Consider the following 22,661-nt stretch of genomic DNA (forward strand, 5'->3'; position numbering starts at 1 on the left):
AGCATCAACCCTCCCCTGCAAGGAGAGGATTGGCTCGACATCGCGCGCGTGTCTGGGCACGGGCTGCCCCCGTGACCCCCGACCGCTCCTCGACGCTCGCCGCCGCCAGCTTGGTCGCCGTCATGTTCATCAACCTGCTCGGCTTCGGCATCGTCATCCCGCTGCTGCCGTTCTACGGCCAGGCCCTGCACGCGGCGCCGTGGCAGATCGCGCTGATCTTCTCCGCCTTTGCGATGGGCGGATTCTTCGGCGAGCCGGTATGGGGACGGCTGTCCGACCGGGTGGGCAGGAAGCCGCTGCTGCTCTCCACGGTGACCGGGACTCTGTGCTGCTACTTGGCGCTCGCCTTTGCCCCCGACGTGTGGACCGCGTTCGCGATCCGCTTCGCGGGCGGCATGGCGTCGGGCAACGGCGCGGTGATGCAGGGCTACATCGCCGACGTGACCGCGCCCGAACAGCGCGCGCGGCGGCTGAGCTGGATTGGCGCGGCGGCGAGCATGGGGCTGGTCGTCGGCCCGTCGATCGGCGGCCTGTTCGCGCATCCCCATGCCGGGCCCGCAGGCTTCCGCATCCCGCTGCTGATCGCGGCGGCGCTGTCCGCGACCTGCCTGCTCGCGATCGCCGTCTTCATCCGCGAGCCGCGGGGGCAGCGCGTCGTCCGCCCGCACCAGAGCCGCTGGCAAGCCTGGGGCGAGGTGACGCGTCACCCCGTCATCGGCCGTCTGATGCTGCTCACCTTCCTGGTCGGGTTCGCCTTCACCGGCATCGAGTCGGTGTTCGGCCTGTGGGGCGAGGCACGGTTCGGCTGGGGACCGAAGCAGGTCGGCTGGTGCTTCGCCGCCGCCGGGATCGTCTCAGCGCTGACCCAGTTCTTCGTTACCGGCGCGTTGAGCGAGCGGTACGGCGAGGCGCGGGTGCTCGCGGTGGGCATGGCGCTGACGGTGATCGGCTGCCTAGCGCAGACGCGCTCGACGGGATTGGAATGGACCACGGCGTTCCTGGCGCTGACCGCGCTGGGCCAGTCGATCAGCTGGCCCAATGTCGGCGCCCTGATCTCGCGCAACGCTGATCCGGCGAAGCAGGGGCAGGTACTGGGCCTCAACAACGCGTGCGGGGCGTTCGCGCGGTTCGCCGGGCCGCTATCGGCGGGACTCGCCTTTGCGCACCTCAGCCGCAACGCGCCCTTCTACATGGCCGGGCTGGTGGTCGCGCCCGCGATCCTGCTGGCGCTGAGCGCGGTGGGACGCGCGCGCGCCGCCAGCGACTAGGCCCGTTCGCGCGCCCGCCGGTAGGTGCCCAGCACCCGCACCCATTTCGCGTGGAACCCCAGCTCGTCGAGCGCGCGGTCGAGGCCCGCGTCGCCCGGCTTGCCCTCCACGTCCGCATAGAACTCGCTCGCCGAGAACGTGCCCGCCCGCTGGTAGCTCTCCAGCTTGGTCATGTTAACGCCGTTGGTCGCGAACCCGCCCAGCGCCTTGTACAGCGCGGCGGGGACGTTCTTCACCTCGAAGATCAGCGTCGTCATCCACGGCCCCGCCCCCACCGGTCGCGCGCCGCCGCGTGCGAGCACGACGAAGCGCGTCGTGTTGTGCTCCGCGTCGGCGATGCCGTCGGCGAGCACCGCCAGCCCGTACAGCGCCGCCGCGCCTGGAGGGGCCAGCGCCGCCACCGTCGGGTCGCCGCGCTCCGCCACCAGCGCCGCCGCGCCGGCCGTGTCGGGGTAGCTGACCGGCCGCACGCCATGCGCCTTCAGCCAGTGGCGGCACTGGCCCAGCGCCTGCGGATGGCTGACCGCCTCGGTCACGCCGTCGATCGGTCCCGCGCCAATCAGCGCATAGCGGATCGGGAGGAAATGCTCGCCGGTGATGACCAGCCCCGATTCCGGCAGCAGGAAGTGGATGTCCGCGACGCGGCCGTGGAGTGAGTTCTCGATCGGGATCACCGCGCAGTCGGCGCGCGCCTCCTTCACAGCGTCGATGGCGTCGCCGAAGTCGAAACAGGGTAGCGGCAACCCCTCGGGAAACGCCTGAGCGACCGCGACATGGCTGTTGGCCCCCGGCGCGCCCTGAAAGGCGACGGCGCGCTCGGGCGCCGCGGCGGCGGCGGCGGTCATCGCGGCGACCAGCGCGCGGGCGGGGGCGGGGAAACTCTCCATGCCCGCCGCCCGTTAGCCCGGCCGCGCCGAAACCGGTAGGGCCCGCTTGCGGTGGCGGCGGCGCTTTCCTAAGGACCGATGCGACCTTTTCCGGCTTTTGCCACGCACCACATTCGGGAACATCGACGCGCGATGGACAACAGGACCAACACGATCGCCGGCTGGACGCTCGCGGCGCTGGGCACCGCGCTGGCGGCGTCCATCGTCGGCGGCATGATCTTCGTCCATCATGGCGCGCCGGCCAAGCCCGGCTACCCGGTCGAGGGCGTCGCGGACGCGGGCGGCGGCGCGGAGGTGGCGGATACCCCGATCGCGACCCGCCTCGCCAGCGCCGATCCTGCCAAGGGCGCGGACGTGTTCAAGAAGTGCGCGGCCTGCCACACCATCAACCAGGGCGGCGCCAACGGCGTCGGCCCCAATCTATACGCGGTGCTGGGTGAGGCGATCGGTGCTGGGCGCGGCGGTTACGACTTCTCGGCCGCGCTGCGCGGCGTCGGCGGCAATTGGGATTTCGAGAAGATCGACCATTGGCTGAAGTCACCGCGCAAGATGGCCGACGGCACCAAGATGACCTTTGCCGGCCTGTCGAACGCGCAGGACCGCGCCAACGTCATCGCCTACCTCAACGCGCAGGGCTCCAACCTGCCGCTGCCCCCGCCCCCCGCACCGGGCGCCGCGCCGGCAGGGGCGACACCGGCGACGGGCGGCAATGTGCCGCACGGCAACGGGGCGGCGCCGGGTGCGACCTCCGCGGTCAACGCCGTCGATACCGACCGGCGCGCCTCGACGGCCGATATCGCCAACACAGGCAGCCCCGCCAGCGGCGCGCCCTCGGTCGATCCGCACGCCGCCGCCAGAGCCCCGCATTAACCGCAACCTGGTCCGGCGCGGACGACCTGTCGCGTCAGCCCGGTTCCTTGCTCAGCCGCGCCCGGCTCACATACACGGTTGCCGCACATTGATCCGCCGCGATCGCCAGACCCGCCGCCTCGGCCGCGTCGTAACTGTCATAGGGCGCGCTGCCGATCGTCGCGTCGGACTCACCCTCCGCCGTCGCGGAGCACGCCGATAGCGCGGAGGTATTCAACGTCCACTGGCCGTCGGCCACCTCCTCCACATGCACGCAATCACTCTCTTTTGGCGCAAGCCGTCCCCACGGCAGCGTAATGATTTCCATAACGCAGGCTCCTTCCGGCGGTAAAACGCACGACCTTCCTGTTAGCTTCCGGGCGGCCGTATGTCGTGGGTCACAGTCCGTCGACGAACTGTCCCAGAGCGGCGTTGACCGCTTCGGGCGCCTCCTGTTGCACCCAATGCCCGGCTCCCTCGATCAATGTGGTGCCGCGAAAATCGTCACAAGCGCGGCCAGCGTCGGCATAGCCGTCATGCCCGGGGATGAATCGGCGCACCGGATCGAGCGTGCCGGCGATAAAGGCGGCAGGCTGAATGACATGCTTGCCGACTACACCCGCGCGCGCCTCGTGATCCAGCTCCTGCGCACGATAGCGGTTTAGCGGCCCGGTCCAGCCGCCCTTGGCGAACGCCGCGTTGTAGATCGCCAGATCCTCCGCCGACAGCCAGCCGGGTGGCGTATCGGGCTTGACAAGCCCGGTCAGGAAATCGCTGTCCGGCCCCTTGGCGGCGGACGCCGCCGCACGCATCCCCTCGCCCGAAATTCCGTAATAAACTTTCAGCAGCGTGTCTGGATCGCCCGCGAACTCTGCTTCGGCGACGCCGGGCGTTTGGAAATACAGTTGATAGAAGAACCGTCCCTCGTACAGGGTGCGGATCAGGGCAATGAACGATGTGTCGCTGGTCGGCGTATACGGCACGCTCAGCCCGGCGACGGCCGCAACCTTGTCCGGATAGCGCACCGCGGTCTGCCAGACGATCGGCGCCCCCCAGTCATGCCCGAACAGGATCGCGCGCCCGCCCAGCGCGTCTATAATTGCCGCGACATCGCTCGTCAGCGCCGCCATCGTATAGGCCTCGACCGCAGCGGGCTTGTCGCTCTCGCCATAGCCGCGCACGTCCAGCGCCGCGATGCGCCGACCCGCGGCCGCAAAGTGCGCGAGCTGATGCCGCCACGACCAGGCGAGCTCGGGCCAGCCATGCACGCACAGGATCGGCAGCGCGGCGGCATCCGCCGGCCCGGCGTTCAGGACGCTGAGCGCCACGTCCCCATTGCGTACGACGAAGCGCTCCATCGACCCTCTCCCTTGCATTATCGGACTGTGCTTAGCGAGGCGGGACGCCGGACGGTAGACGCGTCCGGCCCGGTCAGGACATTTCGGCCGACCGGCTGGATCATGGTGAGTGGTGCCGCCTACAGGACTCGAACCTGTGACCCCCGCATTACGAAGGCGTGTGACTGACAGTGAAAAGTCGAGGCCTTCTGCCGATTTAATCGGCGTTTCGGCTGCTCGATCGCTCTGACCCATGCAAGTCCCAAACCGACTTGTTGCCTCCTCAGCTACGCTTCCTAGCTAAGTCGCTTTAACTAGGAAAATTTGCCGATTGTGACCTGTTCCCGACCTGCGACCGGCAAGAGGCGGTACCGAGATCCCGAGCGGCGATCAGTCTCGATCCTCGGTGCTCTAAGGCGAACCATGGGACGTGCGTCAGAGCGTGATTGCCCATTGCGGTCATTTTGCGAGTTTATGGGACGGGCCATTGCAAAACTGAAAGCCCACTCCGTATCGACGGCCCGGAGACCGCCCACACCCAAGCGATCGCCGACCAACGACCATGACGGTATCACAAACCAATAGTCGACTTCGATGCTTCCCGTGCTTTAGGCCGCAGAAAAAATAGTGGACCACCCGCCTTGAGTGATCGGCTTGGAAAGTTGGCCCCAATGACCGGGGAGCTTAGTTCAGCGATTCCACCAATACCTTCCGGGTGGTCTTCGTTAATCTCAGCCATTCGCTTAACCAAAAAGGAGAATACGCCATAAGTATTTATGATATCTCCCAGCCTACCAGTAGGTGCGAATACGTCACTAGAGCTCTGTACTCTACGGATGAATTCGTCGAAGAAAATACTTCCATTCCTCGCGTCTAGCGAAACTACTGGTTCGCTAGACTCTCCTGCTGAGATTGTGTAGGATGTGGGAACTGTGAAGTTGAGAGGAGCCATCTGCCCTTGACTCGTCTTGAATACCGCTCCGCCGTAACATGCATTGATCAGAGTGAGCACTTGTCCGTTCGTCTCCGACAAGTCGTCAACTAGCTGGGCGAACTGCGACATCAGCATAGTACCATCTGAGTCCCCTATACGCCTTGCTCCTGCAAACACGAATGCTGCACGTGACGTCACTGTCGCAACGTGCCCATGGACACTCAACGCAATCACTAGCCTAGTATTCTTCCCAAATGTGACTCCTCTAGCCGGAAGGAGTTCCCGCAAAAACAGTTCCACGTTTTGTCGGGTTGCATCCTTACCGCTCAGCGCGATAACTTCATCGAATCTTTGGTCATTCGAGAAGAAATTCTGAAGGCGTTCGCCGTCAGTTGCTGCAGCGGGAAGGGATATTCCTAATTTTGGATATTCAGATACGCTAATAACTAGCGCGATAGATCGCACATGATCCGCCTCAGTCATGTGCATTGCCCGTAATATGCGAGGGTCACTCGGCACGTTCGTGGAGACATAATGAACGTAAAAGCGGCAGTATTCGGGTGGGATCCCGCTTTCTTCGACGCAAGCTGGGTTCTTAGCCCTGGCAAAAGATGGGCCTGCAAAAAAAAGAGAAAAGCACAACGCTGACAGAGGCAAAAGAGGCTTCACGGCAATGTTTTCAGCTAAACTTCGTCCAGCCAACACCGGCAAGAGCAAGAGCTTCACAAGTCGTGCGAACCCGGCCTTTAAATGTTGCAGCATAGTCCCTGCCCCCACCAATTCGTAGTCCCATACAGCCAATACTCCCACGGTGATCGGCCGAAGCATTGATACCAACGGACGATCGCGCTAAGGGGAAATACCCTCCATCATCAGCATGCCGCTTGACCGCATGACATAAAATAACTCGCTCCGTATCCGCAAATAAGCGGTCCCAATCAGCGTTACTGCTTATAGTGCATACATCGTCCGCCGCCATGTGAGACCAGCGCTCGCGGTATTCCCTGACAACAGAGCTAGTTCCGTTATACGCCTGAATATATCTAACGAGCTTGCTGTAATTTTCTCGCCAAGTCGTTTGGATCAAGCCACGGCCCCGAAATTTAAAGAAGTCAGTTTCAAGCAAATAACCAGACACCGTATCTTGACCACTCACGGGGAAAAGCGATTGGGGATAGTTGACTCCCGCCCATACCGCGTCCGTGCTTCCACGCAGTCGTTCTGCTAAAACACGCCCCCCATGCGCCTGATTAAATTTGGCATCGTTGAATAACGATTTCGCGGTTCTATTGCCGCCGCCATTGTAAGAGCGTTTAGACCATATTCTCCCGTTTCGGGTAATACGAATGCGGTCGAATAGATAGGAAATGCCGGGATGCCCCGGAAAGTTTCCAAATACCTCGGTTTTGGAAATTAAGTTTCCACCGCATTCGTTTGTAAAAATTGACATATAGGCGATGAATTCAAGCAAAGTCACGGGCTGCTGTTGAAGGTACTGCGTCCAGAAGAGCTCGAAATTCGAGGAGGCAGCCTCGCCCCCAATTCTTCGTCCTCGCCAATCCCCTCGGCCCGCGAGGGTCCGATTAAACCAATCGATATATGACGCTTGGGTCTTTCTTTGAAAGTAAGACTCAATTTCAGCATACCTGGCGAACCGGATCGATCCAAACAATTCCGCGATGCCCGTGGCGATGTCAGGTTCTGCAGCGAATAGGGTAACGCTGTCTTCGGTATTTGGACTCCACGCGCCAGCGAAGTCGGCGAAGCCAGCGACCTGAGGTGGTTCTCCCGGTGAGGCAGCGGCGGCGTTTTGATCAGACCCAGGCTGCGCCAGTCCGGGAACAGCGAGTCCCGCGACGCCTGTCAAAGTCGCTCGAAGCCAGTCCCGCCTTGTCAGCATCGCGTTTCCCCCGCCCACCCGATGAAACGCGCTACAATGAGCGCCGACGAAGAAAGCTCGCCGAAGCGAATCGGGACTCCTCGAGGTTCTAATAATTAGCTGGTTCGGTTGTAAAGCTAGGATGGGTGAAATGGCAGGCCCAGCCCCACGATGCATGCGGTGACTTGTCACATCCAGGGCAGCGTGGACTTCGAGCAATCGGCCGCGCTGCCCACCCGTTCCGACCGCCCCGCTTGCGTACTGTCAGCCGTTCCTCGCAACAAAGCCAGTAGACCTTCTTCATGGTCATGCCCGCGCCCTCCCGCTTGAGCAGGATCGCCAGCCGCCGGTAGCCGAACCAGCGTAGTTCGTTGGCGATCGCGCGCGATCTCGCGCATACGCACGCGGAACCACGTTCTACGCGAGCGGGAGGGCGAGTTGATCGACGTGCCGGCAGAGCGGCGGATCGTCATGGCGATCGGCGATCATGCAGGCGATCTCATCGGCCGCGGCCTCTCTCAGTTCAGCGTTGCCGGCCGTCAGCGCCACCCGTGCCCAGCCGGGGCTGAAGGCGATCAGTTCTGCCACACGTGCGGGGTCGATCCGGGTTGCCATGCTGATTCTCCTGAGCGAGCCGCTTCTAGAACATAGCAGGAACGTAGCTCAAGGGAGTAGGTGAAGCCGGGTCGCAATTTGGCCCCAGCATCCGCGTTCCGGGTCACCCCCCCCATGCTGCTCCGGTCAGCGAACCACCGAATATGACGCGCCGGGCAGCGCGATCTGTGACAAGGCGCTGGATGGCAAGCTACCGCTGCAAACCTGGCTCCATTACGGCCGCACCGTCGGCTTACCCGCTGCAGGACCCGGCGTTGTCGGGTCGGTCAGATCGAACCCGCAACTGTTTAAGTTGCAACTCAGGCCTACAGTCCATCGAAATTGTTGCCCCGATCCATCATAGTTTCGTGCGGAACCCACGATGTTTGCGCGGTAAGTTGGAAATACACGCAGCCAGTGGCGGCCATTGGCATCTACTGCGTCTGGGTCACCCTCCGAAAGCGCCGAAATGATCTTCGGCATCTGACCTTCGGACAACACCAATTTCATCTCTCGGACCTCACCCGCTTTAATAAGCCCCAACGAGGCCTGAACCTGAAGCGGCACATCAATGCGGCCGTCCGAAGTTTTAAGTGCGAAGGTTCCTTCTTGAAGCGCGCCAGCGCTGGTGCCGCTGTTCACGACCATCAAACGCATTACGTTGTCAGAGGCGTCTAAGGGCGTCGCTTCCAAGTGCGAGTATGTGCCCCGAGCCATGCTGATTATTGTAGGGGCCGCGTGCTCGGTCACAGTGACGAGCGCGGTCAGGAGCGCTAGCGTAGTCCCGCTGACTGTGGCGAACCTTCCCCAACCCTGAACTGAGTTGCACCGGAGGCACTTCGTGGCGGCCACCGGCATCGGTTCACAGCAAGCGCGACAGCGCTTATCTTCCTGCTCTTCCGCCACTGCCCTCCTCCCCATAAAGTCGCGCTACACGTTCGGCCAACGAGGGGGCAAGGCTCGACAGCGTTTTGACATGTTTTCTGCCCGCTGCTGCGCCCCGAACCTTGTGCAGTGGCAATGCTGGCTGCCGCTAAGTCAACAGCCTATACTGGCCATCGTCGCCGCACGCCCAGCGGTGGCGGGCCGGGTCGTTCCCCTTACCCTCCTGCAGCATCATTCCTGCGTGTTTTCGGTTGAAGCCCAGAGTGACCAATGCGCCGACGATACCGCGCCCCGCGTCAACGCCCTCTTCGATAAGCGCAGAAATGAGGACGATGGCCTGGACGTGTTTATCTGCTCCCGCCTGGGATTGACCCTTTAGCTCTCTTAATCGGTGAAACATCGCCGTAGTCTCGGCTTGGCTGCGCGGCTTTAAGGCAACCGAGGGTGATGAATGCGCGGATGCTTGATTGTCTTGCATGTCTATTACTCCGGAGGGCGCAATGCGTCGTAAAAAAAAGAAGGTGCCCCCTGCCCGCACGTCAGCCGAAGCCGAAGTGCGAGCAGGGTAATCACGCGGGTTGTGCTTGCTTGGCGGCCCCCGCCTCCACGGCGGCAAGCAGGGTGTCATTGGCGAGGTGGCTATAGCGTTGTGTCGACTGCACGCTGGCGTGACCGAGCACCTTGCCGACCGCGAACAGGTCCACCCCGCTGTTGACCATGAAGCTCGCTGCGGAGTGGCGCAGGTCGTGAATGCGCAGGCCCGGGAGCCTCGCCGCGTCCCGTGCCGTCTGCCACGGGTGCTTCAGGTCGGTGAAAGGCTGCCTGGTCTTCGGATTGGGTAGGAGCCAAGGGCAGCCGTCGAATCGGGGCAGCCCTTCGATCACCGCCAGCGCCGCCGCTGACAACGGCACGTGCCGCGCCCGCCCCGTCTTCGAGGTCGGAATGAGCCAGCTTTGACGCTCAATGTCGACATGCTCCCGGCGCGCGGCCAGCAGCTCGCCAACACGTGCGCCCGTCAGCAGCAACAGGTCCACGATGCTCCTGAACTGCTTGTTCTTTGACGCAGACGCCGCCTCCCGCAGCCGCGCCGCTTCTTCGGCGGTAAGATAGCGATTGCGGGCGTTGTTGACCGGCGGCAGCTTGACCCCGCGCACCGGATTCCGCTCGCAGCCGGCGACGCCCCACTGCCGGCCAAGCTCGAAGCTGCGACCGAAGATCATTTTGATCTTCAGCACCGTCGCTGGAGACAGCCCCTCCCCCCGCTTGTTGGCCAGCCACTGCGCCACCGCGCGTGGGTCAATGTCGGTGAGGCGAACTTTGCCCCAGCGGGTCACGATGTGCCGGCGCATGTACATTTCGGTCGTGGTGTAGCTCTTCTGGTGGAGCTTCGCGTCCGTCATGTGCTGGGCTGCCAGTTCGGCGTAGATCGGCACTGCCCGGGCTTTCGCCTTCTCCGCCGCTGGGTCGCCGCCCAGCACAGTCTCTGAACGGAACCGCTGTGCAACCTTCTTCGCCTGAGCGAATGTCACATCTTCGTACCGCCCGATCTTGCGCTGCTTCTGCTGGCCGTTGACGTCATAGCGCAGGTAGTACGTCTTGCCGCCAGACTCGCGGCACTCCAGTACGAAGCCGGTAACCGCATCATCGTAGTAGTCGGTCTTCTTCTTTCCCTCCTCGCATCGGGCGAGCAGGCAGGTGGTATGGTCGAGCCGTGCCTTGGGCATCGCTTGGTTCCTTTCTGAATGTGATTTGAGCGTTAGGCGCGAGGAGGCCCGCCGCCGGCCGCGTGGGGTGCGGGCACGCGGCGTGCCGGGTCGACGCCGGGCGGGGCCCCGACGGGTCACAGCGGGGGTGTTCAGGCACAGGCGGCGGGGCTCGACGCCGCGTTCTGCGGTGTCGCTGGGGGAGGGAGGGGCGGGAGCCGGGCCCCCCTTCCCCTTTTTACCCCTCCCTCCCTCATTCGCCTTTTCTGCTACCCCTCCCCCCACCTCTTGAGAGATTAGGTGAGAGGAGGGTGAGCGAGGCGGCTAGTAGATTTCGTTCGTGCAGACGGTCTTGTCGGCTGGCGCTCGCGCGGTCGCCATTGCAGCCTTCAGCGGATCCAGCTCCAGGTCGGCGGCGGTCGCGTTCCTGAGGGGCACCCTCCACTTGTCGGCACCATTGATCCGCTTCGATGGGCCGAGCACTTCACGCAGCGCGGCGGCACATTCCTTCGCCTGTGCGTTGGTCGGGCGGTCGTAGTTCAGCACTCTGAGCACTACGGTTGGGGTCATAGCGGGCAGACCTTCTGCGCCGATCCGGTCGCGGTCGAGCCATTCCTCCAGCTCCTCCGCAATGACGCTGACGGCCATGTGGCGCTGGTTCCAGTCGGCGAGCAGCCGCTCCTCCTCCTGATCCAGCCACCACGGCTCGCCCGCGTCCACCTCAAGCAGCGCCTGAGCAAACAGCTGCTGCATGTCGATCGTGTGACGGTAGTCGAGCCCCGCGCAAGCGATCGTCCAGAACCGGCTGTTGCCGGTCTGGTCGACGAGGAACCGGCCGTCGTTCACCGTCGCCGTGAACACTGTGCGACGCGCGTATTCCGAGTCGCGACGGTCGAACGGACGCCGCAACTTGTCGCTATCGGCGGTTAGGAAGCCTTTCAAACGGGCGACATCGCGCTTCAGTGAGCTGTCCAGTTCACCAATCTCAACGATCCAATGCGACACCGCCGTGATGATCGAGTCCTTGCTGCCGGCGTCGAGGTGGTGGTCGATCTTGATCAGGGACTCACGTAGCTCGGGATCGGAGATCAGCGCCCGAACCCAGCTGGTCTTGCCGAGGCCCTGCTCTCCCTGGAGCGTGAGCACGCCCCTGCCCTTGTAGCCCTTGGTGGCGGCTGCCGCCGCCGCGCTGCGCAGCCACTTCCTCAGCAGCGCCTCCTTCAGCCGTTCGGGGTAGTCAGGCTGCGCCGTGACGGTGGCGCAGAACGACGGCAGGCGGTCGACGTCGTCCCAGGGTTGGCTTCTGATCCAGTCGGCTGCTGGGTTGTATGCGTGCTGGTCGGCGACGGCGTTGACGAACTCGCCGACGTGCCCTGTCTGCATTCCTTCCTCGGCAGCCCGACTGATGACGTGTGCCATGGTCACGTTGTCGCGGTTGTCGGACGTGCCGTGATGCCGGGGCAGCTCGATCTCGACCTTCTTCTTCACTTCGTTGTATCGACACCTGATGCCTTCGCGTTCGAGCAGGTGCGCGACGTTCCTGATCGTGGTCGGCGGGACGAGCGAGCCCGGTCGTATCGGATCGTCAGGAAAATTCTTTATCTTCATTTGTGATCGCGTCCTTCCAGGAAGACACGCCGCCGCCTTTTGGCGACGGCGCGCTCCCTCAATTCAGTACGGAACTAGCGGGCTCTGCCGGTCGACACGCCAATTCGGGGCGGAGTAGCACCGCAGGCGCGGACAGAGGCTGTACGTCTTGTCTTTCTGTCTGCTCCACATGTGAATCCGCTGGTCTTCCCCCAAGTACATATCGCGGACGCTCCCCAGCAGCTTGCCGGTCGGGTCGTCGAAGTATCCGTTGATGACGTGGTTGACCTCCCTCTCGTTCAGGCCGCTGCTCATCGCGGCCGCGACAAACCCGATCGCTTCCGCGCCCGGCATGTCGCGGTGCCGGCTCGGAAAATCCTGGAAGCTTCGCATCACGTGGTCAAAGGCTCCCGCGCCTCGGTCGAGGTCGCTGATGGTGTAGAGCTTCACGTCTTTGTCCTTTGTTGTTTCCGTGGGCCCTGCCGCGCGGCCGCGGGTACCGTTCGCGTTCGCCCTGTCAGGGCTAATACAACGGGTTCGTTTTCCCAGGATTTCTGCCATTCTCCGGACGGGTATCTGATTACCCGTTCTGTTTATGTTGCGGGATTGGCTTGCCGTTTCGGGACAGGACAGGTAGCTCAGCGCGAGTCCGTTACGTAGCGGCGGCACAGCACTAACAGGTCGGTTTCGATTTGGCCGTCGTCTTGAACGAAGATGACGAATGCGGCGTCGTTGCCGGCCGAGTAGATCAGCTGGAACCAGCCGCCCTGGTCGGCGAGGAAGTCGTGGTACGGCTGGAACTCCTCGCTGCCGAAGACACTGCCGTCGAGCGGGCTGACCAGCGGGGACCAGCCCAGCTCGTCCGCAACGTCGACAGCGCTGCAGCCGGCAGGGACAACGAGGTAGTAGGTGGTCTCCCGCACGTCGAAGTCGAGCTCGTTAATATGCGTCACGCTGTCGTTGAGCAGCTGACGGAGCTTGCGGTCGAGGGGGAGGGAAAGGGCGCGCTCGAGTGAGGGCGTGTCGAACAGTGAGAGCATCGATCTTCTCCAGACAAAGAAAAAGCGCCCTCGGCGGGATTGCCGGGACGCGGGGGGGGGGGGGGGGCCGCGCGGGGGCGGCGGGGCGGGTCTCGAGGTTTTCCGAGCCGTTCGCAGACGAGACGCGGCGGCGGCGCGTCGCTTCAGGGCGTCTGCGCGTGCAGGCGATCGTCAGCCGGTGCGACGTGCTCCCGGATGATGTCGCTCAGCGCCGGGTCGAGGTCGTCACGGTCGGGCACGAGCAGCACTTCGGCCGCGCCGTCATCGGAAAGGACGAACACGATCTCGGTCCAGCCGCCGTCGTGCCGTTCCGCCCACTCCCAAGTCGGGCCGGGGTGGTCGGCGTTGGTCCAGCTAAACGGGAAGCCAACCGCTTGCTCGATAGCGGCCAAGGTGTCAGGCGGCTCCACGATAATGAAGCGGGCGGCGTCTTCTATGTTCACGCCTAGCTGACTGCCGCGGAGCGCGAGCAAGCGGGCGAGGGGTTGGTCGAGCGGACGCGCGAGGGCGGCCGCCAGTGCGGAGGCGCTGTCGATGATCAACATTGATGTCTCCTGAAATGACAAAGCCCCCGCCGGTCAGGGCGAGGGCTTCAGGGTTGAAGGGCGGTGCAGGTTGGCTTGGATCAGCCGCCGGTGTCGCCTTCCTTGCTGACGATCCGGCCGAGCGTTAGGACGATGACGATGATTGCCAAAGTAAAGCACGTGGCGGGGTAGTTCCGAAACAAGGCCAGCATGCCGAGTAAGGCAAGCAGGATCAGCGTTTCTTTGGGTTTGAAGATGAGCCCGGCCAGAAAGAGAAAGGCGAAGGCGATCTTGATGGCGACCACTGCCAGTGCCACGATGACTAAGAAGCCTAGGAGCTTCCACGCGGTCATCGCGCTCCTACCCTGATAGGTCGCAGACTGGGAAAGCGAGTACCTGACTGTTCTGGGTGACGGGTCATTCGCTTGCTCCAAAGAAAAGGCCCCCGGCTAGGAAGCCGAGGGCCGAGGTGACCGGACGTTGTTGGAGCGGTTTACGGAAAGCGGGTCGAAACCAGCTGCCGACCCTGTGGCGTGAGCACCAACCCGTACTCAATACGCCTGTTGCCCTGTGACGTAATTGCATCGCCGGTGCAGGTGAGCACCTCATTCGGCTGGACAGACGGCGCGACTGTCACATTGTTGATCTCCACGACACGCTTTCCGTCGACAACCTGCCCGACCAGTGTCTGGCAAAGGTGCGGTTTCCGCGCCTCCAACGCCGCCGCTGCATCACCAGCAGTTCGGGCGCGATCTGCCGAGGCTTGCTGCGCGGCTGCCGCCTTCGCCTGAGCCTCCACGGTCGCCTGTAGCACCGCTTCTGCAGCTCCCTGCGTGGTCCGCGTCCATGCCGCTGCTACCTGCGCATGTGCCGTGCTGATCAGCGCTGCCGCGCCCAGGACCGCGCCGAAGGAAAGCCACCGCGCGACGTGCGGCATGCGGAAGAATAGAGGCGGGAAGTTGAGCGCCGCGGCAACCAGCACTGCTGCGGTCGCAAGGTAGAGTAGGCCAGCGGGAGCACCCGGCGCGTCAAGGTGCGGGAAGTCGATAAGCGCCACGGCCGCAAACAAGGCGGTCGCTATGCAGACCACCCACTGGACTGGGTGATCGATGCCCACGGGCGGGGTTCGCTGCGAGCGTGCGTTATCGGTGGCCATTTTAGCCTCTCCTATCGGTGTTTGTTGTGGGTCAGACGCGCGGCATCGCGCCGATGCGCTGGACGCGCCGACGTTGCTGTTGATGCCGCATGGTGGTGGTGCCCCTGTCGCGGGGCGGTCGCCGGTTCGCACCTCGTGCCGCCCCTATGTTCCTCTCGGGGCGGCGGCCGAAGCCGGATGTTGGAAACCCTGGCACAGCACAGAGCGCATGCGCCTTTACCGTTGCCGGCTGGACATGCGCGCATGCCACCCGGCCCCGCTCAAAGCGGCGACCGAGTTGCTGTACAAAGAGGTTTCCACGCCCCGCCCCCCGGCTTTCACGGGAGGCTCGGCGATCATGGAAGGCAAGCGAGCGGTTCGCAATAGCCGTTTGCGGGCTGGTCCCGCCGGCTGTCACGCCTTCATATAAGATGGCCGGTATTGCGCGTGCTGTGCACATACACCTAGATCACGCTGCAAGACTGGCTACTCATGTCATATGAAATGGACTGACTGGGTCACGCTTTGCATTGCTATCCTGGGCGCGGGCTTGGGCGTATGGAACGCTTGGCAGGCTGGGCGCGACCGATCTGTCCGATATAAGGTGAGAGTTACGCAGGCGATCGGACTTGGCGGACCCGCGCCTACTTGCCTATCTATTGAGGTGACGAACCTCAGTTCGTTTCCGATCACCGTAAACGAGGTTGGTCTGACCGTAGGTAAACCGAAGGGGAGCTTGCCCCGCCGTGCTGTAATTCCGCCACACAGCATAGTGAGTGGGACACTGCCGATGCGCATCGAACCCCGGCACAGTGCATCGGTCGTAGGCTGGGCGCGGGACTTGCCCGATGACGGGTTTGACCATGCCTACGCTCGTACCTCGGGGGGTGAGATCGCATACGGCACCAGTCCCGCGCTGTTGCAGTGGGTCCGCGCCCTGGAACGGACTTAGACATTGGCTGCGCCTCTCTTCGCGAAGATCATGACGCGCATCGTTGAACCTCTCGAGATGTGCCGTTTAGAATGCACGAGCTCGCAACGGCAGTCCCTCCCATCGTGCTGTTTCTTTTAAGACTCTCGCCCAGCATCTGCCGTAAGACGGCAGATAGTCTGACTATGTTTATTGCTTAAACATGGAAGTAGGGCAGGCAAATAAAAGTATATTGAAAGTTGTATTCAACGCTTCCCCGATGAACTGGTGACGGTCACCATTTAAGTCTGTAAGATGGAAGAGCGTCGGCTTCGTTGCGCTACCGAACGGAATCAGTGGCCAAAATGGATGCGTTTTGGAGATTTGCGAAGCTGTAGGGCGTCCAAACTGCTCCTCAAAGGCCAGCGATGTCTCAAACCTACGAATCGCAGCAGATAGTCCATTGACCGGACACCGCGCTGGTTCTTCCACGGCCATCGCGATACACACGTGACGATGAGTTCTCGTATACTCACGTAACCCAGCGTACAACGATACCTTAAATGACTTATGTATTTTCTTTACCGAAGAAAACGCGAGCGGTAGGTCTGCAGCTTGATCAGCGTAGCTATTACCATTAAAGATTGCAAAGCGCGCAAAGTTATTTGCCTCGCGTTCAAACTTGTCTGCAATATCAGGATCAAGCTCTTGCTCGCTGTCTTCAAAGAAATGAAAAAGTTTACGCTGATGAGGTAATCGAAAATGTCCAGCCTCGTGCAGTTTCAAGAATCTTTGTCTACTTTCCAAGACGCTATCGTCGATATGGATTATCTGCTCAGAAACGTCCAAAACTCCAAATAACTTTCCAATCGCACGTTTAACAACGCTAGCCGCCTTTTTACCTTGCGCGAGTGCGTATGCCGCAATAGCGCGGGGATCAAAAACACTGTAGGGCGCAACTCGTAAGTTAGCTGTGAATAAAAGCTCCTCAATAGGTACGGGAACGACACCCCACGCATCCGAACGCTCCAGCAGCTTTCTTGCTGCCGACTCTACGTTTTCCCTTTCTGCATGACTAAGTGAGTAATCGTCCTTGCGCATGACTACTTCTTCTCGCTGCGCATGAACTTTAAGAAACGAAGCAGCTCGGCCTCTTCGTCAGAAGTAAGGTCGATGTCAGCGAACGTCGCAAGCCGCCCGTGTCGCTTGCTCACTTCAGGTGCTTGTTGCGCATTCAGATAACCAGCCCGTTCCATCAGGCCGACATAATCAATGCCGTATGTAACCGAAAGGGAGTGTAGAATGTTTGGCGAAGGCTGCTTAATTTTATCATTCTCAAGCTGACTAAGATAAGCATTCGACACCTCTTTGCGGGTCTGCTCCTCAACTTGTCGAAGCGATAGCCCCCGATCAGATCGAACTGCCGCAAGATAGCCCCCAAGCGTAGATGCAGGCCGTCGTGTCTGCTCAACCACGGTAAATCATACATGCCGTTTGCATATAGTGGCGGTACGCTCCCGCGCCCGCAATCGCAAGCGCGCTTGATGTTGCTTGACATTGCAAGCACGCCCTCTAAATCGGGCGTGTCAGGCGGGATGGTCTGCGGTTCTGACAAACGGCGGAAGGAATTTGGCATGAGCAAGGGTAACAGCGGCGGCTCCTATCGCAGCGCGGGTTCAGGTCGGTACGTCACCACGGCTCACGGACAGCGCAGCCCTGGCACAACGGTGCATGAAGCCGGCGGCAAGAGCGGCAGCACCGGGGGTTCCTACCGGAGCGCAGGGACTGGCCGATTTGTAACGGCGGCGCACGGCAAGAGCAGCCCCGGCACGACCACTCACGAAAAGTAAGAATGAGGGCAGCGTTGCTACTGCGGGCGACGCTGCCTTCGATCGATGAAGTGGAGGACTAATTACATGGCTAGATGCACAGCCCCCGTGAGGGGCCACATTAGAGGCGGCGGAGCAGACTGTCCCGCCTGCAGTAGTCGCTATGGCCGCCCTAGCGGTTACTCCCGCTATAATGGCGACTACACCAGCGCTCCGGCGTATACGTCCCAGCAATATCCATCATCAGGGAGCGGCGGAGGCCGGAGCAGCGGCGGCTCCGGCCGACGCAGCGCAAAACCGCGCTGGTCGGGAGCCGGCTCGTCTGCATGGTATACGCCGGAACAGGTGCAGGCGCTCACGCCCGTTCGCGAGAACGTCGAGAAGCTAGCTGCAACGCAGCCCGACCTCCGAGACGTGTTCCTTTGTCACGCGTGGGATGACAGGCAGGGCTCCGCCAAGGAACTGCATGATCTGCTCGAAGCGCGCGGTGTCCGCGTCTGGTTTAGCGAGAAGGACCTCGGTCTCGGGGTGCCGATGATGCGCGCGATTGACAAGGGCTTGGTAAATTCGCGCGTCGGCATCGTTCTGGTGACGCCGGCCATGTTGCGCCGCCTGCCGGCGGAAGGGATAGCAGACAAGGAGCTGTCGGCGCTCCTCCGGCGTGAGCGGCTCGTCCCGGTGGTCCACGGCACGAACTATGACGAGCTTGAGCAGGTCAGTCTCCTGCTGGCCTCCCGCGCCGGGCTGAGCACGGCCGAAGAGACGATGGCGGAGGTAGCAGCCAAAATCGCGGAACTGGTGGCCACATAGCCCCGTTGCCGCACTGTCGATACGAGCGACACACCACACCTTGGCTCGCAGGCTTAGACGGCGGAAAGGGTCCCATTAAGAACCCACGCCAGCCTCCAACGCGAACGCCCGTTCGCATTAGTCGTCGCCGCCAACCTGCTGAGTATAACTTGAGAAGGGTGGTGCCGCCTACAGGACTCGAACCTGTGACCCCCGCATTACGAATGCGATGCTCTACCAGCTGAGCTAAGGCGGCCCGTCGCGCCGGCCATCGGCCGAAACAGACGCGGGCGGATAGCAGCGGGCGGCGGGGGTGGCAAGCCGATGGCGGATCGCGTTACGGTTTACGCGGCGTTTACCATGGCGGGCTCATGGTGCTGGCACGACCGATGAGATGGGACGCCGACAACATGACCGCGCACAGCCTGAGCGATGAGCGCCCGGAGATCGATGACGCTGCCGATGCGGTGGTCAACGACGCCGCCGATGAAGGCGTCGGCGACCAGATGTTCGATCTCGGCGGTGACGAGCGGCGCATGCACGTGCGCGCTTATAATCATTGGGTGTCGCTGCTGAAGGGTCGCCCGTACCCGGCAATCGACGATCTCGATCCCGCCTCGATCGCCGATTTCGGCCCCAACAGCGTGCTGCTCGACTTCTCGGCCGGCCTCGACGACCCGCGCATCGCCTGGCTGGGCGCCGCGCTGCGACAGGAGTGCGGGCTGGACGGCGCCCCGACGCACGTCGCCGACGTGCCGAGCCGGTCGCTGCTGTCACGGCTGACCGATCATTACCTGCAGATCATCGCCAACCGCGCGCCGATCGGCTTCGAGGCCGAGTTCGTCAGTACGCGCAGCACGCCGACGCTGTACCGCGGCATCCTGATGCCTTTTTCGTCGGACGGCGACTGCATCGATTTCATCTACGGCGTCATCAATTGGAAGGAGATGGCCGACGCCGCGACCAAGGCTGGCATTGCGGCGGAGCTCGCCGCCGCCCGCGCTGCGCCGCCTGCCGTCGAGGCGCCGGTCTGGGCCGACGGTCCCGCCGCGGATCACGATGCCGCCGCTGACACCGGGGGTCGCACGCTGGCCGATCAGCTCGCGATGGCGCGTGAGTCCGCCGCGGCGGTACGCGCCGCCGACACCCGCAGCCGTGCAGCGCTGTATCGCGCACTTGGACGTGCGCATGATTTCGCGCTCGCCGCCGATGCGGACGGCGACACCTATCTGGACCTGCTTGCGCAGTCAGGGATCAGGGTGCAGGCACGCGCGCCGATGACGCCGATGGTGAAGCTCGTCTTCGGGCCCGATTACGACAAGACGCGGCTCACCGAATTCGCCGCCGTGCTCGACAATGCGCGCCGCAACGCGGTCGCCCCGGGCGCGCTGCCGCAGTTTCTCGAGCTGCACCGCGGCGGCATCAAGGCCGTGGTCGCTGCCGAACGCGCCGCCCGGCGGCCACAGGCTACGGTCGACGTCTACGAACAGGCGCGGGCCGAGCTGCGGGCGCGCCCGGTGCTGGCGCAGGTTACACTGAAGGATCTTGAGCCAATGACGGGCGGCGAGTTCGTGCTGCTCGTCGCCCGGCGCGACGGCGAGGAGTTGAGCGTTGTCGCACAGGTTGGCGGAGCCCTGGTCGACCAGGTAATCCGAAAAGCGGCGGCATAGCTCAGTTCGTCCGCGCCGCGGCGTCCGTGCGCAGCACGATGCTACACCGCCACAAAGCTTGAGCCGCCTGCAACCCGGGCGCATAGGGCCGCGATGGCCGATCTCTCCCTTTCGCCCTCCCCCGCCGCCGCCCTCGCCATCCCCCTCGATGCTCTTGCCGGCGACCTTGCCGCCCGCCTTACGCGCGGCGCGCTGCCGGGCGAGCTGATCGGCTTCGGTCTCGCGGAGGTGACAGCAGCGGCAAGGTTCATCGTCGCCACCGCCGCCCGGCGCGGCGCGCACGAACCTGCCCTGGCGCTGGAGCCGATCAGCGGGACGGGCGAGGATACGCGCCGCCGTATGCGCCTCGCGATCGTCAACGACGACATGCCGTTCCTGGTCGATTCAATCGCCGCCGCGATCGGCGAGGCGGGGCTCGACATCGACCGCATCATCCACCCCGTGATCCGCGCGCAGCGCAGCGCCGACGGCGTGCTGGACGCGGTCGGCGGCGCCGGCGCAGCAGAGTCGATGATCTATCTGGAGCTGGAACGCGCCGACGCGCGCGAGCGGCGCGACCTGCTCGCCCGCCTCGCGATCGTACTGGCCGACGTGCGCGCGGCGGTGACCGATTGGCCGCGGCTGCAGCGAGCCGTCGCAGCCGATGAGGCTGCGCTGCCGCAGGGCGAGGGCGCGGCGTTGCTGCAATGGTTCCTCGACGGGCGGCTGACCTTGCTCGGGCATCAGCGCTGGCAGACAGACGGCGCGAACGGGTTCACGGCCGGCGAGGCGCTCGGCATCGCGCGCAATCTGCACGACACGCCGATCCTTGCCGAGTTCTCGCGCACGCTCGCGATCCGCTGGTTCGCGGCGGGCGGTGAGGCGCCGCTGCTGCTCAAGTCGAGCCTCATCTCCACCGTTCACCGGGCCACGCCGCTCGATCTGGTGCTCCTGCCGATCCGGTCCGGCGGCGACGTCACTGGCCTGTCGATCCATGTCGGCCTGTGGACCTCCGCCGCGCTCGCCGCGCCGGCGACGGCGGTGCCGGTGCTGCGCGCGCGGCTGGCGGCGCTGGAGGCGAAGCTCGGCTTCGATCCCAAGGGCCATACCGGCAAGGCGTTGACCCATGCGCTGGGCGCGCTGCCGCACGATCTCGCCACCGCGTTCGAGCCCGAGCAGCTGGAGGAGCTGACGCTGACCGCGATGAGCCTGGCTGACCGGCCGCGCCCGGCATTGGTGCTGGTCCGCTCGGCGCTCGGGCGGCACCTGTTCGCCTTTTGCTGGCTGCCGCGCGACGAGCTGACGACGGCGCGCCGTGTCGCGATCGGTGAGATGGTGGCCGAGGCCGCGTCGGGGCCGGTGCTCAACTGGTCGATCGCGATGGAGGATTCGGCGCTGGCGCTGATCCGCTACACGATCGACCTGCGCAACGAGGGGCGGGTGCCCGACGCGGTCCCCATCTCGGCCCGGTGCGCCACGATGGTGACGATCCCATCCGGCGCGATGGCGACGAAGATGCGCGGGTTGTTGACCGTCCCGTGCGGCATCGCCCCGGCCCCGGTGGCATACCCCGCAGCGGCAAAAGCCCGGCGCGGCAGCATCGGCGCCGCGAGCACCAGCGCCCCGGCGCCAACCGTCCCGCGCAGCAGCGTGCGGCGGGACACGTTCTTGATGATCGGATATGACATGGCGCTAGGTCCCCGTGGCGGCGAGGCGGATCGCGGCCTCGATGCGCTGGTAGCAGCCGCAGCGGCAGATGTTGCCGGACATGTTGTCACGTATCTGCCCATCCGTCGGATGCGACGTCTCGCTCAGCAGGGCGGCAGCCTGCATGATCTGCCCGGCCTGGCAGAACCCGCATTGCGGCACCCCCAGTTCGCGCCAGGCCTTCTGCACCGGATGGTCCCCAGTGGGATGCAGGCCCTCGATGGTGGTGACGTTGCGGCCCTCGACGTCCGACATCCCGGTGATGCAGGCGCGGACGGCCTGCCCGTCAATATGGACCGTGCAGGCGCCGCACAGCGCCTGGCCGCAACCGTACTTGGTGCCGGTCATCCCGGCCTCATCTCGCAGGAACCACAACAGCGGCAGGGACGGGTCGCCGTCCCAAGCCTGGTCTTGGCCATTCACGCGCAGTTTGATCATGGTGCCGCCTCCCGACGTGCGCACGCTATCGTGACGATAACCGCAGGTGGCATCACAGGTTCGGGAACTCGGAACACCCAGCGTCCGGCTGTTCACGCCGGGCCGCGTTGCGGTCCCGTGCCGGGTGGCGGCAGCCGCGGCTGCCGCGGGCAACCGCGCCGACCCAGCCCTGCACACTCTCGCGTCACGCCTGTAATCCGGCCTCGGGCGTCCTCTGCCCCGGCCTTTCCTATCCTCGCGAGCAGCGCAGCGGCGCAGCCGTCCAGGTCCCCAGCCCTGTCAGCCTCTGGGCTGCCGGCCCGCAAGCGGCCCGCAATGACGCCGGACAACGCCGGCATGGACATAGGTCGGCCTGCAAGTTGCGACGTCTCCGGTGCCGCCGTGTGTTGCGGCCCCTGGAACGTCCCGCAAAGGCCCGCGGTCGCCGCTGGCCGGAACCCCAGCACCGACGCACCCGGAATGCAACCAGAAAGGGAATGTAACGGCAGCATACAAATATTCCTTCCATCCCCTACACGGTTGGGTAAACATCACCCTAACGACACAACCCGTCATAGCCCGGGAGTGAGGAAATGCCCGACGCCAAGGCGCAATCTGGACCCTTACTCGCCCGCCGGGCCGCATTGGCTGCAGGCGGCATCCTGGCCGCGGCCGCCAGGCCGGCATGGAGCCAGGCGGGTGCGCCGGAGGCCATGCGTCCCCAGGTGGGAGACTGCC

22 protein-coding genes, 1 tRNA gene and 2 pseudogenes are annotated in these 22,661 nt (G+C 63.7%); 5 read left to right on the plus strand and 20 right to left on the minus strand.

The annotated features are described in order from the left end of the window. The first annotated feature begins 71 nt into the window (after positions 1-71). Positions 72-1,268, plus strand: a complete 1,197-nt coding sequence (locus ACP2AD_RS04080; RefSeq protein WP_425228813.1) for an MFS transporter — start codon at positions 72-74, stop codon at positions 1,266-1,268. Here the strand turns inward: ACP2AD_RS04080 and ACP2AD_RS04085 are convergent. Next, on the minus strand, positions 1,265-2,155 hold the full coding sequence (locus ACP2AD_RS04085; protein ID WP_425228814.1) for a prephenate dehydratase: 891 nt from the start codon (positions 2,153-2,155) through the stop codon (positions 1,265-1,267). The two genes, ACP2AD_RS04080 and ACP2AD_RS04085, sit on opposite strands and share 4 nt — an antisense overlap. Positions 2,156-2,287: 132 nt before the next feature. On the opposite strand from ACP2AD_RS04085, the gene ACP2AD_RS04090 reads away from it, so the two are divergent. Next, positions 2,288-3,025 (plus strand): c-type cytochrome, encoded by a 738-nt coding sequence (locus tag ACP2AD_RS04090; protein ID WP_425228815.1) that lies wholly within the window; start codon positions 2,288-2,290, stop codon positions 3,023-3,025. 34 nt (positions 3,026-3,059) lie between these two features. Here ACP2AD_RS04090 and ACP2AD_RS04095 read toward each other — a convergent pair whose 3' ends face one another. The 17 genes and pseudogenes from ACP2AD_RS04095 to ACP2AD_RS04175 form a co-directional block, all read right to left on the minus strand. Next, positions 3,060-3,332, minus strand: coding sequence for a hypothetical protein (locus ACP2AD_RS04095; protein WP_425228816.1), 273 nt, complete (start codon positions 3,330-3,332; stop codon positions 3,060-3,062). A gap of 70 nt (positions 3,333-3,402) precedes the next feature. Further along, a complete protein-coding gene (locus tag ACP2AD_RS04100) occupies positions 3,403-4,362 on the minus strand; it encodes an alpha/beta fold hydrolase (protein ID WP_425228817.1) in 960 nt (319 codons plus the stop codon). A 550-nt stretch (positions 4,363-4,912) separates the two neighbouring features. After that, positions 4,913-6,001 carry a caspase family protein gene (locus ACP2AD_RS04105; RefSeq protein WP_425228818.1) on the minus strand — a complete coding sequence of 363 codons (1,089 nt, stop codon included), beginning with the start codon at positions 5,999-6,001 and terminating at the stop codon, positions 4,913-4,915. Further along, a complete protein-coding gene (locus ACP2AD_RS04110) occupies positions 5,955-7,142 on the minus strand; it encodes a hypothetical protein (RefSeq protein ID WP_425228819.1) in 1,188 nt (395 codons plus the stop codon). The genes ACP2AD_RS04105 and ACP2AD_RS04110 overlap by 47 nt, the downstream gene beginning before the upstream one ends. A 253-nt stretch (positions 7,143-7,395) precedes the next feature. Then, positions 7,396-7,545 (minus strand): annotated as a pseudogene (locus tag ACP2AD_RS04115) (IS3 family transposase); the annotation flags it as partial. A gap of 26 nt (positions 7,546-7,571) precedes the next feature. Continuing rightward, positions 7,572-7,769 carry a DUF6771 family protein gene (locus ACP2AD_RS04120; RefSeq protein WP_425228820.1) on the minus strand — a complete coding sequence of 66 codons (198 nt, stop codon included), beginning with the start codon at positions 7,767-7,769 and terminating at the stop codon, positions 7,572-7,574. A gap of 213 nt (positions 7,770-7,982) precedes the next feature. Next, positions 7,983-8,405, minus strand: coding sequence for a hypothetical protein (locus ACP2AD_RS04125; RefSeq protein ID WP_425228821.1), 423 nt, complete (start codon positions 8,403-8,405; stop codon positions 7,983-7,985). A gap of 376 nt (positions 8,406-8,781) precedes the next feature. Next, positions 8,782-9,111, minus strand: coding sequence for a hypothetical protein (locus ACP2AD_RS04130; protein ID WP_425228822.1), 330 nt, complete (start codon positions 9,109-9,111; stop codon positions 8,782-8,784). Positions 9,112-9,202: 91 nt separating this feature from the next. Continuing rightward, positions 9,203-10,357 carry a tyrosine-type recombinase/integrase gene (locus tag ACP2AD_RS04135; RefSeq protein WP_425228823.1) on the minus strand — a complete coding sequence of 385 codons (1,155 nt, stop codon included), beginning with the start codon at positions 10,355-10,357 and terminating at the stop codon, positions 9,203-9,205. A gap of 303 nt (positions 10,358-10,660) precedes the next feature. Then, the gene (locus ACP2AD_RS04140) at positions 10,661-11,944 is read right to left on the minus strand and encodes a VapE domain-containing protein (protein ID WP_425228824.1); all 1,284 of its coding nucleotides are present in this window, start codon (positions 11,942-11,944) and stop codon (positions 10,661-10,663) included. A 63-nt stretch (positions 11,945-12,007) separates the two neighbouring features. After that, the gene (locus ACP2AD_RS04145) at positions 12,008-12,373 is read right to left on the minus strand and encodes a hypothetical protein (protein ID WP_425228825.1); all 366 of its coding nucleotides are present in this window, start codon (positions 12,371-12,373) and stop codon (positions 12,008-12,010) included. 188 nt (positions 12,374-12,561) lie between these two features. Further along, on the minus strand, positions 12,562-12,963 hold the full coding sequence (locus ACP2AD_RS04150; RefSeq protein WP_425228826.1) for a hypothetical protein: 402 nt from the start codon (positions 12,961-12,963) through the stop codon (positions 12,562-12,564). Positions 12,964-13,106: 143 nt separating this feature from the next. Beyond that, a complete protein-coding gene (locus ACP2AD_RS04155; protein WP_425228827.1) occupies positions 13,107-13,508 on the minus strand; it encodes a hypothetical protein in 402 nt (133 codons plus the stop codon). An 80-nt stretch (positions 13,509-13,588) separates the two neighbouring features. Continuing rightward, positions 13,589-13,840, minus strand: coding sequence for a hypothetical protein (locus ACP2AD_RS04160; protein WP_425228828.1), 252 nt, complete (start codon positions 13,838-13,840; stop codon positions 13,589-13,591). Between the two features lie 140 nt (positions 13,841-13,980). Further along, the gene (locus ACP2AD_RS04165) at positions 13,981-14,643 is read right to left on the minus strand and encodes a hypothetical protein (RefSeq protein WP_425228829.1); all 663 of its coding nucleotides are present in this window, start codon (positions 14,641-14,643) and stop codon (positions 13,981-13,983) included. Positions 14,644-15,742: 1,099 nt separating this feature from the next. Then, the gene (locus ACP2AD_RS04170; RefSeq protein WP_425228830.1) at positions 15,743-16,633 is read right to left on the minus strand and encodes an ImmA/IrrE family metallo-endopeptidase; all 891 of its coding nucleotides are present in this window, start codon (positions 16,631-16,633) and stop codon (positions 15,743-15,745) included. 2 nt (positions 16,634-16,635) lie between these two features. After that, positions 16,636-17,007: a helix-turn-helix domain-containing protein gene (locus tag ACP2AD_RS04175; protein ID WP_425228831.1), complete on the minus strand. Its 372-nt coding sequence runs from the start codon at positions 17,005-17,007 to the stop codon at positions 16,636-16,638. Positions 17,008-17,706: 699 nt separating this feature from the next. Between ACP2AD_RS04175 and ACP2AD_RS04180 the strand changes: the two genes are divergently transcribed. After that, the gene (locus ACP2AD_RS04180; protein WP_425228832.1) at positions 17,707-18,171 is read left to right on the plus strand and encodes a toll/interleukin-1 receptor domain-containing protein; all 465 of its coding nucleotides are present in this window, start codon (positions 17,707-17,709) and stop codon (positions 18,169-18,171) included. Between the two features lie 159 nt (positions 18,172-18,330). Here the strand turns inward: ACP2AD_RS04180 and ACP2AD_RS04185 are convergent. Further along, positions 18,331-18,406: transfer RNA gene (locus ACP2AD_RS04185), tRNA-Thr, on the minus strand. 154 nt (positions 18,407-18,560) lie between these two features. On the opposite strand from ACP2AD_RS04185, the gene ACP2AD_RS04190 reads away from it, so the two are divergent. Next, a complete protein-coding gene (locus tag ACP2AD_RS04190; protein ID WP_425228833.1) occupies positions 18,561-19,820 on the plus strand; it encodes a PAS domain-containing protein in 1,260 nt (419 codons plus the stop codon). 93 nt (positions 19,821-19,913) lie between these two features. Continuing rightward, positions 19,914-21,284 (plus strand): annotated as a pseudogene (locus tag ACP2AD_RS04195) (glutamate dehydrogenase); the annotation flags it as partial. A 207-nt stretch (positions 21,285-21,491) separates the two neighbouring features. Here ACP2AD_RS04195 and ACP2AD_RS04200 read toward each other — a convergent pair. After that, the gene (locus ACP2AD_RS04200) at positions 21,492-21,944 is read right to left on the minus strand and encodes a (2Fe-2S)-binding protein (protein WP_425228867.1); all 453 of its coding nucleotides are present in this window, start codon (positions 21,942-21,944) and stop codon (positions 21,492-21,494) included. Positions 21,945-22,661: the final 717 nt, after the last annotated feature.

This window comes from Sphingomonas sp., assembly GCF_965248875.1.
Lineage (GTDB): Bacteria > Pseudomonadota > Alphaproteobacteria > Sphingomonadales > Sphingomonadaceae > Sphingomonas.